Raw genomic sequence first — 14,295 nt, forward strand, 5'->3', positions numbered from 1 at the left:
AGCTCACCGCCCGCCAGCGACGCGGAGCGTCGTCGCGGTCACGTAGGCGGCCTCGTCGGAGGCCAGCCACGCGACGGCGTCGGCGATCTCGGACGCCGCACCCGCGCGGCCGAGCGGGATCTGCGGCGCCATCCGGGCCACGCGTCCGGGGTCACCGGTGGTGGCGTGCAGGTCGGTGTCGATCAGGCCAGGAGCCACCCCGACCACCCGGATGCCCTCCCCCGCGACCTCGAGTCCGAGTCCTCGCGTGAGGGTGTCGACGCCGGCCTTCGCGGCTGCGTAGTGCACGTACTCCCCCGGTGAGCCCAGCGTGGCTGCCCCCGAGGAGATGTTGACGATCACGCCGCCCTGGCCTCCGCGCGAACGCGACATCGACCGCACCGCCTGCTGGGCGACGAGCACGGCAGACGTCAGGTTGAGGTCGATGGTTCGGCGCACCTCCTCCGCCGGAGTGCCGGCCAGCGGGGCGAAGCGGTACGTGGCCCCGGCGTTGTTGACCACCACACGCAGCTGATCGCCCGCCACGTCGGCGAACAGGTCGGCTACACCGGCGTCCGTGGTGAGGTCGGCGCGCACGAGGGTGCAGGTCACCCCCAGGGCTCGCACCCGTTCGGCGACGGCCTGCGCGGCGTCCTCGTCGGATCGATAGCCGAGGACGAGGTCGTGGCCGGCGCTGGCCAGTCGTTGGGCGACGGCTGCGCCGATGCCGCGTGTGCCGCCGGTGACGATCGCTGTGCTCATGCCACGACCCTGCCATGCGTACTCGGCCGTGATCGCAGGCCCCCGAGCGCAGTGCCCGGCGGGGAGGGCGACTCGCCCTTCACGGCTCGATGCGCAGCGCCCTGAACCCGATGTCGACGCCCTCATCCGCGTACATCGCACCCGCTCGGCGCAGCCGCTCGCGGGTGAGCTGGGCGATCGAGGTGTAGCCGGCCTCCGCGGCGGCCGAGCGGGGCGACGGCGGCTCGTCGAGCTGCACCAGGACGAACCGGCGGGTTCCACCGTCGGCCGCGTTCGCCGCCATCACCGCATGCCCCGTCGTGCCACTGCCGGCGAAGAAGTCGAGGACGAGCGCGCCCGGTTCGGTGGCCGTGAACATCTCCAGCAGCCGCTCGACGAGGGCGACCGGCTTCGGTGCCTCGAAGTACGCGCCGCCGAGGAGCGCGGTCAGCCGCCGAGAGGCCGTCGAGGTGTAGCCGATGTCGTCCCACCACGAGGTCACGGTGCGCCGCCGTGCCTGCGCCTGGCTGAGGAAGTACTTCTGCTGGAGCCCGCGTGCGGTCGCCACGACCAGGCCGTCGTCGTGCTTGCGCTGCATCGTCTCTCGTGAGTAGCGCCAGTGCCCCTCCACCCCGAGGAAGGCATAGAACGGGTTGCGCTTGCGCGCACCGCCCGGCCCGTCGAGCGGCACCCCGCGCCACGGGCCGCGAGGGTCGTCGTCGGGGTTGGCGAAGCCCTCCAGGTCGGGCGCCAGACCGATGCTGGAGCGTCGGGTGGCCAGCAGCTCGAGATCGCGGGCGTAGAGCAGCAGGTGGTGATGGCTGCGTGAGACGATCCGGTCGTTCGAGACCGAGGCTCGCGCCTTGTGCACCACGTGGGCGAGGAGGTTGCGCTCCCCCATCACCTCGTCGAGCAGCAAGCGCAGGTGCCCCACCTCGGTGTCGTCGATCGACACCGCGATCACGCCGTCGGCCGCCAGCGTCTCGCGGGCCACGAGCAGCCTCGGGTACATCATCGAGAGCCAGTCGGCGTGCGACACGTCGTCGCGGTAGACCAGGTCGCGCCCGGTGTTGTAGGGCGGGTCGATGTAGGCGAGCCGCACCCGCCCGCCGAGCTCGGGGGCCAGGAGCACGAGAGCCGCCAGGTTGTCGCCCTCGACGACGACGTTGCACGTCGTGGCGGCATCGACGGACTCCTCCGGCAGGTGCACGAGCTCACCGAGCACCGGCTCCTCGGCGCGTGCGGCGGCATCCTGCTTGCCCGGCCACTCCAGACTCGGCCCGCCGGCCCCCTGCGCTCGCACGCACCGACCGTAGCGGGAGGATGCCGCCATGACCGCGTACTGGATCAGCAGCTACCTCGAGATCCGCGACGAGCAGAAGATGGCTGCCTACGCAGCGTTGGCCGGCCCGGCCATCACCGCCGGGGGTGGCCGGTTCCTGGCTCGCGGCACCCCCGAGCAGGTCTACGAGGCAGGCGTGTCCGAGCGGGTCGTGCTCATCGAGTTCGACTCCGTCGAGGCGGCCCGTGCCTGCCACGACTCCCCTGCCTACGCGGAGGCGCTGGCCGCGCTCGGTGACGGGGTCGTGCGTGAGATCAGGATCGTGCCCGGGGTCGGGTGAGCCAGGCCGGGTCGCTCGTCCATCACGCGCCTGCGTGGGGGTCTCGACGCGCTCCCTCTCCGAGCTCGGGGCGCAGCCGCGCGAACCTCTGCTCCAGCAGCGGACGCCGGGGGGGCGTTGCCCCGCAAGGCGAGGTAGCGCTCCCCGTAGACGGCGAGCAGGGCGTCGTCGAGCCGACGCACCGCCCCCGGGGGGAACCGGTATCCCATCGTCTCGTTGAGGTGCTCCAGCTCCGGTCGCCGCAGGACCTCGGCGAGCTCGTCGAGACTCGTGACGCCGAGCTCGAGCAACAGTCCGGAGATCCACGCGTAGTGGTCGGTGCGCGACCACCCTGCGTCGTCGTACTGGCCGGCCAGGAACGCTGCGAGCTCGCGCGGGTCGAGTCGGGGATCCTCCGGCTCCACGGGGGAGGACGTCGCTCCCGACGGTGCGCGCAGCCGCTCGCGGATCGAGGAGAACTCCTGGTCGGCGAGCTCCAGCAGACCGGCGGCCAGCGTGAAGCGCCGGTCGAGGTCGGGCGCCAGGTCGGCCGGGACACTGCCCTTGTAGCGCGCCTCGTGCTCGAACTCCGCCCAGGCGTGCTGGAGCACGGTGCGGATCTGCACCGAGGCACGCTGCTCGCGCAGGGCCGCGTGCTCGGCGCGGCCCTCACGTGCGGCGTCCAGTCCCACCAGCAGGTGCCGGCTGGCGTAGCCGAAGCGACCCTCGCTGGCGGTCTCCAGGCCCATGTCGCGGTCGTCGGTGACCACGAGCTGGTCGTCGAGCAGGTCGGCCACTGCCGCGACATCGCTCTGCACGTAGGTGATGACGCGCACGCCGATCTGGTCGGTGATGTCGGTGAAGGGCGCGGGGTGCAGCAGCTCGCCGTCGAGTCCGCGTCGCGCGGCCTTCTCGGCGAAGGAGGTCACCGACTTGGTGCGTCCGGTGACGGAGAGGTAGTTGATGCCTGCCTCGTCGAGGATCTCGGTGACGAGATCGACGTAGCCGACACCGGCTTCGACGACCTGCGGCTGCGCCTCGACGTAGCGCCGTACCGCGTCCTGGACGATGCGCTGCGACGGATCGGTGCTGCGGGCCCGTCGTCGCTCGCCGGTGCCCTCGACCAGCGCCGGGGTCACGATGCAGCCCGTGGCGGCGTCTCCGTAGTGGGCGGTCTCGTCGGGGCGGGTGTCGGCGAACAGTGCCACGTAGGCGCACACCACGGCGTCGACCTGGTCCTCGACGACCCGCAGCTGGCTCTTGCGCGTCGCCTGCTCCACCTGGCGGCGCAGCGCGGCCCAGTCGGCGTGATCGTCGACGTCCACCACCGTCTCGACATAGCCGAGCAGGCGCAGCAGCTCCGCCCGCAGCAGGTCGAGATCGCGGCCGGGCTTGTTCTTGTACTTCAGGGTGCGGGGCAGGTCGAAGAGCACGACGCTGGCCGCGTGCGGGTAGACCTCGATGGCTCGGCGGGCGCGGCCGCTGCGCGGGTCGGGGTCGAGTCCGAGCAGCCGGCACACGCGCCGCGCCCGGGTTCCCTCGGCGAACTCGGGCTTGCCGGTGTTGCTCGGGTGGGTGCCGGCCTCGAAGCGGCGGAAGTCGCGGCTCAGCTGCTGCTCGGCCGGGCGTGAGCCGGTGGGGTTCTCGACGACGATCGGCGCATCGATGCCCACCAGGCACTCCCCCTCGACGAAGGGCCCGAGCCCCGCCTCGATCTCGGCGTCGGTGCGCACCGTCGACACGTGCAGCAGCCGGGCCTCGGCGTCGAGCACGGCGAGCCCGGTGGGCTGCTTGGTGCCCCAGGCGAGGTCGATGCCGACGTAGTGCACCCGGCCATCCTGCCCGGCCATCCTGCCCGGTCGGTCCCCGGTGTGGGGCGAGTGCCGGGTCAGTGCAGGCGACGGGTCGCGCGGGCGAGCACCTTCGCGCCGTCGTACCAGACCAGCGTGACCCGGTCGACCCGCCCGCGGACGCGCTCGGCGAGCGTGACCCGGTAGCTGCCGCGCGAGGTGACGACGGGTCGGGCAGCAACGCGCTTGCCGTCGACCAGCGCCACGACCCGCTCACCGTCACGGCGAGGGCAGCCGAAGCCGTCGTCGCCCGCCACTCGTGGGCAGCGGTCGGCCGTGTCGAGGTAGGTGTCGTGGTCGCGGTCGCCGCATCCGGCGGCCGAGGCGGGTCCGCGCCGTGTCGGGCACGCGTCGGCCACGTCGTAGACGCCGTCGCCGTCGCGGTCCGCCACCAGGGTCGTGGTTCTCGCGGTGAGGGTGTAGCTGGCCGTCCCGTAGATCTCCTGCGGGTCGACGGTGGCGACGAGGTCGCGACGGGCCCAGGGCACGAGCACCTGGATCGTGTTCGGGTCGTCGGTCTCGATGACCTCCTGCCCGGAGCCGCCGCCCACGGTGAGATCCATCGACGCCTCGCCGGTCCACGTGAGCGTGACCAGCACCGACGACTGCTTGCGCACCGGGACCGGCACGTAGTCGCGTCCGTCGACAGCGCTGACGAGGCCGACGCCGAGGGTGCTGTCCGAGCTCGTGAAGGTGCCGGTGCCGAGCTGCTCCGTGGCGGTTGTGACCTTCGTGGCACGCGGCGCGTCGCGGGTCTCGCGCGTCATGCGCGGGCCGGCCAGGTCGAGGTTGCGCGCGTCGGGCACGAGGTCGTCGTTGGCGATCCAGTCGTTGGAGCGCGCGTGGTACCCCGTGACGCCGTACACGTTGTAGGGCGCGGTGATCTGCTGGTCGGCCAGGTAGTCACGGCGCACGTGGAAGCGCACGGTGTCGGTGTCGAAGTCCCAGGTCGCGGTGCCGGCGGGCAGGTAGTAGCCGGTGCCGTTGTCCATCACGACGACCTCACCGTCGGTGCTGCCCGTCGGGATGAACGAGTCGAGCCGTCGACCGTCGATGTTCAGGCTGTAGGCCACCAGCGAGGTGCCGACGGTCACCGGCCAGAGCCGGCCCACCTTCAGCGTCGCGTCGATGGCGCCACGGCTCACCTGCACGTCGAGACCCTGGAGATCGGTGATGGGCGAGTAGGAGTCGCCGCTGGCGTCCTTGCGCACGGCCTTCGTGGCCGTGGGTTGCTTGCCGAGGGGTCGGTGCCGGGCGACACCGGTGATCCGCAGGACGCCACCGCGCCGGCTCGCGCCCTTGATCTTCAACTGCGGCTTCGTCGTGGCCTCGGGCTTCGGCATGAAGTCGCCTTCGGCCAACGGGGTGGCCGAGAGGTCGGGCTGCGGGCAGTCGCGGGCGTCGCCGGTCGACGAGGCGTAGGTGTGGTCGGCCGGGTGCTGCACCTGGAAGGAGTTCGACGCGTCGCCCTCGACGTCGTTCGGGACGAGCAGGTCGTGCTGGTCGACCTTTCCGTTGCCGTCGACGTCGAGGTACCGGCTCATCCGCAGGGCGAAGCCCTCGAGGTCGAGGCTGGAGACGCACTTGTTCACCAGGGGCGGGTCGGTGCTGTAGGCCATGATGTCGTTGGTCGGCGTCGGCCCCCACGGGCCGTCGGCGCCGTCACCGACGTGGCCCAGCGTCAGGCAGTGTCCGAACTCGTGGCTCACCAGGTCGAAGAGCGGGAAGAAGTCGGTGGCACCCGGCACCGGGTCGATCGCGCCGTTCACGGCGAAGCACACGTTGCCGCCGACGCCGCCGCAGTCCTGCACGTAGACGCCGCCCGGCTCTCCTCCGTGCTGGTCGAAGCCCTTCATGCCCTGCCAGGTGCTCATGCTCATCGGGTTCTCGATCTCGGCGCACGGCACGTCGCCGCCGTCCAGCAGCCCCAGCTCACCGGCGAAGTAGGCCGGGTCGATGCCGATCCCGATGCCGCCGGCCGGGTTCGACACGATCACGACGATCTCGGGGTCGACGAGGTCGAGAGGCTCTTGGAGCGCACCGTCGGAGTCGACGACCACCTGGTGGGTGCGCACGTCCATCTCGAAGCCGTCGTTCAACCACGTCAGACCCTCCTGCTTCGCCAGGTAGTGCAGTCCGTCGTCCCACATCTGCACCGACTGCGAGGCGATGCGCATGTCCCGCTCGGCGTCCGGTGAGACCGGGATGAGCACGTCGACGTCGACCTTCGGCGTATCGAGCCCGTTCAGCCCGACCTTCATGTGGTAGCAGTGGTTGTCGGGGTTGATCGGATCCCGGTCGACGATGCACTCGGACGGGATGTTCCCGTCCGCGAAGTGCATCGCAGGGGTCGGGGACGATGTCGGCGCGGCGTAGGCCACGGAGGTCACGACGATGACGACGGAGGTCACGCTGGCGAGCAGCAGACCGGCGAGCTTGCGCATTCATAGTCCTCTCAGGCTTTGCCCGCCTAACGACGCAGGGATCGGCGGGTTACCGAGGACGCGTTACGGCGCGGTGAACTCTTCGCCCGTGGTGGAGGCGAGCGCACGGGCGAGCGGGGCAGCCAGGTGGCGCGCGTACGGCACGGTGATGTGTCCACCGTCGCGGAAGGGCACGAAGGAGCCGATCACGGGCGGGCAGGAGCCGTCGCAGAACCAGCGCCGCGGACTGATCGTGTCTGCCCCGGCCCGCCTGGCCGCGGCACGCTGGAGCCGGATCGCGTCGAGGTGCTGGGCCGACTCGTGAGCGATGCAGGGTCGCAGCAGCGGGTTCCCGCTCGTGAGGCACGCCCCGATGTCGCCGTTGCGGTTGGGGACGTCCTCGATCAGCACGGTGTGGCCGGAGGCCGCGCCCACCTCGCGCAGCATCGAGACGTAGCCGCGCAGCGCCACGGGACGCACCTGGTCGGGATCGGTGACGGGCCGGCCGTCGGCCACCAGGCCGCGGGTGGTGCCCGGCGAGGTGGAGACGACGGTGACATCGGGCTGCAGGCGCGCCACCTGCTCCCGAGCCCACTCGTTGAAGCGGGTGCAGGCGGTGAAGGGGCGACCGTCTTGGAGCGCGGTGAAGGCCGCGGGCACGCACTGCGGCTTGACCAGGAAGTACACGCGGTAGCCGCTGCTGGCCGCGATCGGCTCCAACGCCGGGATCCAGTGGCGCCCGTGGGAGTCGCCGAGCACCACCATCGTCCGCTCACCGTCGACGTCGCCGCGCGGGCAGAGGTCGCGCAGGCTCTCGTCGCGGTAGTCGCAGTCGCCGACATCGGCCACGGAGGCACGCAGCTTCGTGAGCGGCGGCGCGAGCGGCTCGGGGGTGCGTGCGCCCTGGCGGGCCGCCTCGAGGGAGGCGCGCACCAGGGCGATGGCACGCGACTGCGTGTCGTACCGCTGCTCCCAGCCCCGCCCGAGAGCCGTGGGGGACGGCGAGCCGGAGCGCAGGGGCCCGTGCTCGACGTAGGCGCGGGCGGCCCCGGCCGACGCCAGCACGAGCACGAGGCTCACGGGGTACAAGACCATGGGCAGCCGTGGGCGCCTCCAGAGCCGACCGCGACGGAAGGGCCGCTCCACCCACGAGGTGGTGGCGGCCGCCAGGACCAGCGCCAGCGCCAGCACGACGGCCTTCTCGCTCAGGCGCAGCGGACGCCCGGCGTAGGTCGCGGCGATCATCAGCACCGGCCAGTGCCAGAGGTAGAGCGCGTAGGACCAGTCGCCGACGGTGCGCATGCCGGGCAGGGTGAGCAGGCGGCCGGCCGGCAGCCGGGGCCGGCCCGTGCCCGCCACCAGCACGGCCGTCGTGCCGAGCACGGGCAGCAGCGCGGCCACACCGGGAAAGGGGGTCTGCGGGGTGAAGGCCAGCGCGGCCACGGCGATCGCGCCCAGGCCCGCCAGCCCCAGCCCGGCGGCGACCGGTCGGGGTAGGCGCCGCTCGCCCAGCGCCTCGAGCGCCAAGGCGCTGGCGGCGCCGAGGGCCAATTCCCACGCCCGCGTGAAGGTCGAGAAGTAGGCGGTGGCGGGTGAGGTGTGCGTGGCGTAGACCGACCACGCGAGACTCGCACAGACCGTGAGGGCCACGACGACGGCCAGCGCGGTACGCAGCGCCCGCTGGAGATCCCCGTGCGGCGCGCGTCGGCGTCGCGCCAGCAGCACGACGGCGAGGATCAGCAGCGGCCAGACGATGTAGAACTGCTCCTCGACCGAGAGGGACCAGTAGTGCTGGACCGGCGAGTGTTCCAGACCTTGGTCGAAGTAGTCGGTGCCGGAGACCGCGGCATGCACGTTCTCCGCGAACAGCGCCGCCCAGACCAGGCTCCCCAGCGCGCCCGGGGCCTCGACCGGCCCCAGCCAGAGCGCAGAGGCGAGGGCCGTGCCGACCAGTACGACCGTGGCGGCGGGAAGGATCCGGCGCGCGCGCCGCGACCAGAACCGACTCAACGAGACCGAGCCCGTGGAGGCGATCTCGCGCCAGAGCAGCTGCGTGATCAAGAAGCCGGAGATCACGAAGAAGACGTCGACCCCGACGTAGCCGCCGCTGAGGTGTCGTACCCCGGCGTGCGAGATCACGACGCACAGCACGGCCACGGCGCGCAGGCCCTGGACGTCGGCGCGGAAGTGGGAGGGGGCGGCGGCCGGGCGCTGGGAGGCGGGAACCTTGGATGACATCACCTCTACCCTGGGTCACGACCTCGGGCACCGGGCGGGCGGGGTCCTCACGGTGCGCTGTCTGCGCCTCGAGGCTGCGCGCTGGGGTGCGTGGCTAGGTTGGGGTCATGGACGACCACCTCGACCGCATTCCCACAGCTCCCGTCGTGGCGGCCGGCCTCGTCGGCGGATTCGCGGCGGCCCGCTACAGCGGCCATCGTGCCCTGGGCGGGGCCGTGCTGGCCGCTGGCGGTGCCGTCGCCGCCCGCTCGTGGCGCGAGACCTCGGGCCCGGGCGTGATGGGGGTGCTCCTGGGCACCTACCTCGCCGCGTTCGGCGCCTCCCACCCGCTGGCCAAGAAGCTGGGCGCCTGGCCGTCCGTCCTCACCGTCACGGCGGTGGCGGCCGGCGCGGCGCACGCACTGGCCGACCGTTCCGACGCCACCTTCTAGCCGGCGGCGCCTCCGGTGCCCTCGCCTCTGAGCCATCTCGCCCCGGCCCGCCGGCGCACCGTCGCGGCCGCCTTCGGCCTCCTCGCCGTGCTCGTCGCCGCGGGGGTGGTGGCGGTGGTGCTGCAAGGCCGGGACGACGTGCGGCCGGTGGCGCAGGACCGTCCGGGACCGGTGCTGCTGGTGCCGGGCTACGGTGGCTCGACCTCGTCGCTGGAGGTGCTGGGGTCGGCGCTCGAGCGAGAGGGCCGCGAGGTTCGGCTGGTGCGCCCGCCCGACGGTGGCACCGGGGATCTGGACGCTCAGGCCGAGCACCTGGCGGATGCGGTGGGCCAAGCCCTCGACGAGACCGGTGCGGACTCGGTCGATCTCGTCGGCTACTCCGCCGGAGGGGTGGTCGTGCGCCTCTACGTCGCCGACCTGGGCGGCGGTTCGACCGTGCGCCGGGCGGTCACCCTCGCCTCGCCGCATCACGGCACCGATCTGGCCGCCCTGGCCGGATCCCTCGGGAGCCGGGCCTGCCCCGAGGCCTGCCAGCAGCTCGCTCCCGACTCCACCCTGCTGCGCGCCCTGAACGCCGGGGACGAGACCCCGTCCGGCCCGCAGTGGGTGGCGCTGTGGACGGCGGACGACCGCACGGTCGTCCCCGCATCGTCCGGCGTCCTGGCGGGCGCACTCGACCTCCGCCTTCAGGATCTCTGCCCCGATGAGACCGTGGCCCACCCCGACGTGCCCCGCGACCCCGTGGTCGTCGGCGTCGTCCAGGCCGTGCTGTCCGGGTCGCAGGCTGCGCTGCCTGGCCCCGAGGTCTGTCACAACGCTAGTCGCTGATGTCCTTCGTCGCGAAGTTCGCCCACGCCGCACCGAGGAAGACGACGACATAGCCGAGCTGGAGCAGCACGCCGCGCACGAGGTCGTGCCAGAGGATCGGATCGCGGAAGAGGTCGACGAAGGCGAGCCAGTAGCGGGTCAGCAGGTAGGGCTTGAGCGGATCGGCTGCGTCGAGCGTGAGCAGCAGCGTCGACCCGACCAGCAGCGCGAGAGCGCCCATGGCGGCAGCCAGTGGAGAGCGCACCAGGGTCGAGGCGAACAACGCCACCGACGCGACGCCGAGCATGCACAGCATGGCGTAGCCGAGCGCCGCGAACGTGCGCGCCACGAGCTCCGGGGTGCTCAGCGAGGTGCCCGAGACGCTGGCGGTGCCCGGGGCGCTCGCCGTCACCGACTGGTGGCCGAGCAGACCGATGCCCAGCAGGTAGGCGGTCGCCGCCACCACGAGCACGGTGAGCACCACGAAGGCCATGACGCCCACCAGCTTCGCGATCAGGAGATGCGTGCGCCCCACCGGTCGCAGCAACAGGTACCGCAGGGTGCCCTGCTGGGCCTCGCCCGCGATCGCCTCCCCTGCGAACACGGCCACGGCGATCGGCAGGAAGAGCGGTAGCACGATGGCCAGGGCGGCGAGGGGGTAGAGAGTGCCGTCGGTGAGCACCGCGGAGAGGAACGCGGGCCCGGTGCCGGGGCGGGGCCCGAGGTCGGTGACCGCCAACAGGACCGCCACGATGACCGGTAGGGCGTCGACCAGGGCGATGGTGGCCCAGGTGCGACGACTGCGCAGCAGGGAGACCAGCTCGACTCTGATCATGCGATCGCCTGCCGGGAGGTGGCATCCAGGACGACGTCCTCGAGGCTGCGTCGTTGAGCGTGCAGCGAGCGCACCGGCACTCCGGCGCCCACCAGGGCGGCGTTGACCGAGGCGGCGTCCTGGTCCCGCACGAGCAGCCTCTCCCCGTCGACCGCCTCGACCCGCCCGACCAGCAGGCGCGCGGCGAGGTGGGGGTCGGGGGTGTCGACGACGAGGAGTCCCGTCGGGCCACAGACGGACGCCAGGTCGTCCTGGAGCACCAGCCGGCCAGCGTGCAGCACCCCGACGCGGGTACAGGTGCGCTCGATCTCGCTGAGTAGGTGGCTGGAGACCAGCACCGTGGTGCCGGCCGCGTTCAGGTCGAGCAGCAGCCGACGGATCTCCTGGATGCCGGCCGGGTCCAGGCCGTTGGTGGGCTCGTCGAGCACCAGGAGACGGGGCCGGCGCATGAGGGCCGCGGCCAGCCCCAGCCGTTGGCGCATGCCGAGGGAGTAGGTGCGCACGGGGCGGCGATCGACCCCACCGAGACCGACCTGCTCGAGGGCGTCGTCGACCCGTCCAGCGCGGCCGGTCCGGCGCGACCCGGGACCGGCGGCGTCGAGCAGGGCGAGGTGGCGGCGGCCGGAGAGGTGCGGCGGTGCGGCGGGGCCCTCCACCAGCGCACCCACCTGGGGCAGCACACTGGCTCGTCGCGCCGGCATGGGTTCCCCCAGCACCTCGACGGTGCCGGAGGTCGGCAGGACCAGGCCGAGCAGCATCCGCACGGTGGTCGTCTTGCCGGATCCGTTGGCCCCCAGGAAGCCGAACACGTCACCCTCGCGCACGTCGAGCCCGACACCGTCGACAGCGGTGATGCGACCGAACCGCTTGGTCAGGCCCTCGGTGCGGATCACCTTCATTGCGGCACGCCCACGTACTGGTAGCCGGCGATGACGTCACGGGCGACGGCGTGCAGCGTCGGGGGCGTCACGGTGCCGGCCACCAGCAGCCCGCCCTCTCCCTCTGCGCCGGTGAGCAGGACGCCGAGCGGCCCCACGGTCACCCGGGTGCCGGTTGCGCCCTGCCGCGCGCCCGGGGTCACGCCGAGCTGGTCGCGCAGCGCATCGGCCTCGCGGTCGCGCAGCGGGATGGCGACCACCTGCTCGGGACCGGTGCCGTAGACGCCCACGGCGCCGTTGGACCCGTCGGCCTCCAGCCCGCCGGCGCGCTGCGGGGCGATCAGTGGCGCGTACTGGTTCGCTGCGTCAGCGATGTCGAGCACGTCGTCGCGCTCGACGCCGGCCCCCGGCGGGGTCGTGAACGACACCCGGGCCTCAGACGGCGTCGCCAGGTCCACGTCGACCGCCTCGCTCGTCAGGAAGCGACCGGATGCGTCGTACACCTCGACCCGCAGCGGCAACCCCGTGTCGGCGTCGGCCCAGACGTCCACGTGGTCGATGGTGGTGCGCGGTGAGGCCGGCACGAGCCGCAGCCCGGGGGCGGTGCGGTCTGCCACCCGCCTGGCGGGCAGCCGGGTCACGTCGTCCGGGCCGGCGCCGCGCAGCATCCGGGCGGCGAGCTCGGTGGGCAGCAGGTCCGCGGCGCGCGGCAGCCGCACCGAGGGTTCCTCCCCGAATCGCGCCTGGAGCCGCTCGTAATCCCAACGCACCGTGCGGTCACCGGTGCGCACCAGGTCCTGCTCGCCGGAGGTCGAGAGCTGGTCGACCCGCCAGTGATCCGCGTCCCGCCACCAGACCCGCATCCGTGTGCTGCCGCCGAACAGGGCGGCGACGTCGCTGAACTGGTCGGCGTCGGGAAGCGCGAGCGTGCCCGTGGTCTCCACCAGTCCCGACCAGGGCCGGTCCTCGGCGGCCTGGACGCGCCCGAGGAGGGTGCCGGCGTCAATGTCGACCGGACGGGTGGGCACGGCGCGGGCGAGCGGTGGACCCGCGGTCAGGGCCAGGGCGACCAGGGCCACGAGCAGCCAGCGGCGCCCCGTGCCCCGTCCTCGCGTCATGTGCTCCGACGGTACGTGCCCCAGCCCAGCAGCAGGCCTGCGAGCAGTGCGCCACCGGTGCCCAGCGTCAGATCCCCGAGGGTGTCGCGGTAGGCGCCGCCGGCCTCCTTGCCGTGCTGGATGAAGAGCAGGTACTCCCCCAGCTCCCAGAGCAGTGCGAGGAGGCAGCCGCTCCCGGTCACCAGCGGCACCAGCACCCAGCGCGGTCGCACTCGGTCGGCGACGAGCAGGCCCAGGCCGAGCAGGAGGAGGAACCAGTGCACGGCGTGGCTCGCGTCGTCCCACCAGGAGACGCGGCGGAACAGGTCGAGCCAGTTGCCGGCCACGTCGGAGGCGAAGGGCAGCATCACCAGACCGAAGGCCGTCCAAGGGGCGCGCGCACGGGCTCCCGCCCGGCGGGTGGCGAGCCACCAGACGATCACCGGGAGCAGCATCAGCGTCGGGTAGGCCCCTAGCCGTATGGCCCAGCCCTTGTCGACGAACTGACCGCGCGTTGCCTCGGTCGGCACCAGCACCGCAGCCAGCAGGCCGGCGAACGTGGCGACGAACACCACCGCCGGGAAGGTCGCGGTCGCACGTCCGGAGGAAGACTGCTGCACCCGCTCAGTGTGCCCGCGCGGGCGAACGCCTGGGGAATGTCGTCGGGTTGGCGGACCTTGCACCGAGCATGACAACGATCGGACTCATCGGCAGTGGCAACATCGGCAGCACGGTCGCGCGGCTCGCGGTCGACGCGGGGTACGACGTGGTCGTCTCGAACTCGCGTGGACCCGAGACGCTGGCAGACCTCGCGACGGACCTCGGCCCCCGGGCCCGAGCGGCGAGCGCAGCAGACGCCGCCGTGGCAGGCGACCTCGTGGTGGTCACGATCCCGCTCGGAAAGATCGACGGACTGCCCGCCGACCAACTGGCCGGTAAGACCGTGATCGACACGTGCAACTACTACCCCGAGCGCGACGGCGCGATCGCCGCCCTCGACGACAAGCAGGCCACCACCAGCGAGCTGGTCGCCCAGCAGCTGCCCGGCGCCTCGGTGGTCAAGGGCTTCAACAACATCTTCTTCAAGCACCTCGGCTCGCTCCAGCGCCCCTCGGGTGCTGAGGACCGTGCCACGCTGATGATCGCCGGTGACGACGCCGACGCGAAGGCTCGCGTCGCCGCGTTCTTCGACGCGATCGGCTACGACACCTTCGACACCGGCAGTCTTGCCGACAGTTGGCGCTTCCAGCGCGACCAGCCTGCCTACGCCGGTGCCTACGCCGTCGACGGCAACTTCGAGCACCCCCGGGCCGCCACGCGCTCCGACCTCGAGCCGCTGCTCGCGCAGGCGGACAGCAGTATCCGCTAAAGAGCGACAGAGGCGGGCTCCACCTCGGTGGAGCCCGCCTCTGACC

The 14,295-nt window shown here is 72.5% G+C and carries 13 protein-coding genes; 4 read left to right on the forward strand and 9 right to left on the reverse strand.

Annotated features, from left to right (window positions below; translation table 11 throughout):
• Positions 1–3: 3 nt before the first annotated feature.
• On the reverse strand, positions 4–741 hold the full coding sequence (locus ISG29_RS19100) for an SDR family NAD(P)-dependent oxidoreductase (RefSeq protein ID WP_194505052.1): 738 nt from the start codon (positions 739–741) through the stop codon (positions 4–6).
• A 79-nt stretch (positions 742–820) separates the two neighbouring features.
• Entirely contained in the window at positions 821–2,023 is a 1,203-nt protein-coding gene (locus ISG29_RS19105; protein ID WP_194505053.1) for a site-specific DNA-methyltransferase, read from the reverse strand.
• Between the two features lie 28 nt (positions 2,024–2,051).
• On the opposite strand from ISG29_RS19105, the gene ISG29_RS19110 reads away from it, so the two are divergent.
• Positions 2,052–2,342, forward strand: a complete 291-nt coding sequence (locus tag ISG29_RS19110) for a DUF1330 domain-containing protein (RefSeq protein ID WP_194505054.1) — start codon at positions 2,052–2,054, stop codon at positions 2,340–2,342.
• On the opposite strand, the gene ISG29_RS19115 is transcribed toward ISG29_RS19110, so the two are convergent.
• The 3 genes from ISG29_RS19115 to ISG29_RS19125 all read right to left on the reverse strand — a co-directional run bounded on the left by ISG29_RS19115 (position 2,270) and on the right by ISG29_RS19125 (position 8,832).
• Positions 2,270–4,150: a DUF429 domain-containing protein gene (locus ISG29_RS19115; protein WP_194505055.1), complete on the reverse strand. Its 1,881-nt coding sequence runs from the start codon at positions 4,148–4,150 to the stop codon at positions 2,270–2,272. The two genes, ISG29_RS19110 and ISG29_RS19115, sit on opposite strands and share 73 nt — an antisense overlap.
• A 59-nt stretch (positions 4,151–4,209) precedes the next feature.
• On the reverse strand, positions 4,210–6,615 hold the full coding sequence (locus ISG29_RS19120; protein WP_194505056.1) for a hypothetical protein: 2,406 nt from the start codon (positions 6,613–6,615) through the stop codon (positions 4,210–4,212).
• A gap of 63 nt (positions 6,616–6,678) precedes the next feature.
• A complete protein-coding gene (locus tag ISG29_RS19125; RefSeq protein ID WP_194505057.1) occupies positions 6,679–8,832 on the reverse strand; it encodes an acyltransferase family protein in 2,154 nt (717 codons plus the stop codon).
• A gap of 107 nt (positions 8,833–8,939) precedes the next feature.
• On the opposite strand from ISG29_RS19125, the gene ISG29_RS19130 reads away from it, so the two are divergent.
• Both ISG29_RS19130 and ISG29_RS19135 read left to right on the forward strand, forming a co-directional pair.
• Complete coding sequence (locus ISG29_RS19130; RefSeq protein WP_194505058.1) at positions 8,940–9,263, forward strand: hypothetical protein; 324 nt, start codon at positions 8,940–8,942, stop codon at positions 9,261–9,263.
• A gap of 15 nt (positions 9,264–9,278) precedes the next feature.
• Positions 9,279–10,091, forward strand: a complete 813-nt coding sequence (locus ISG29_RS19135; protein WP_194505059.1) for a lipase family alpha/beta hydrolase — start codon at positions 9,279–9,281, stop codon at positions 10,089–10,091.
• On the opposite strand, the gene ISG29_RS19140 is transcribed toward ISG29_RS19135, so the two are convergent.
• Genes ISG29_RS19140 through ISG29_RS19155 form a run of 4 tightly spaced genes read right to left on the reverse strand, consistent with a single transcriptional unit; the run spans position 10,081 to position 13,500 of the window.
• Positions 10,081–10,905 (reverse strand): ABC transporter permease, encoded by an 825-nt coding sequence (locus tag ISG29_RS19140; protein ID WP_194505060.1) that lies wholly within the window; start codon positions 10,903–10,905, stop codon positions 10,081–10,083. The two genes, ISG29_RS19135 and ISG29_RS19140, sit on opposite strands and share 11 nt — an antisense overlap.
• On the reverse strand, positions 10,902–11,804 hold the full coding sequence (locus tag ISG29_RS19145; RefSeq protein WP_207793360.1) for an ABC transporter ATP-binding protein: 903 nt from the start codon (positions 11,802–11,804) through the stop codon (positions 10,902–10,904). Before ISG29_RS19145 ends, ISG29_RS19140 begins: the two co-directional genes overlap by 4 nt.
• Entirely contained in the window at positions 11,801–12,901 is a 1,101-nt protein-coding gene (locus ISG29_RS19150; RefSeq protein ID WP_194505061.1) for a sigma-E factor regulatory protein RseB domain-containing protein, read from the reverse strand. Before ISG29_RS19150 ends, ISG29_RS19145 begins: the two co-directional genes overlap by 4 nt.
• Entirely contained in the window at positions 12,898–13,500 is a 603-nt protein-coding gene (locus ISG29_RS19155; protein ID WP_194505062.1) for a hypothetical protein, read from the reverse strand. Before ISG29_RS19155 ends, ISG29_RS19150 begins: the two co-directional genes overlap by 4 nt.
• Positions 13,501–13,568: 68 nt before the next feature.
• Between ISG29_RS19155 and ISG29_RS19160 the strand changes: the two genes are divergently transcribed.
• The gene (locus tag ISG29_RS19160) at positions 13,569–14,249 is read left to right on the forward strand and encodes an NADPH-dependent F420 reductase (RefSeq protein ID WP_194505063.1); all 681 of its coding nucleotides are present in this window, start codon (positions 13,569–13,571) and stop codon (positions 14,247–14,249) included.
• Positions 14,250–14,295 lie beyond the last annotated feature (46 nt).

The organism is Nocardioides acrostichi (assembly GCF_015319165.1).
Taxonomy (GTDB): domain Bacteria; phylum Actinomycetota; class Actinomycetes; order Propionibacteriales; family Nocardioidaceae; genus Nocardioides; species Nocardioides acrostichi.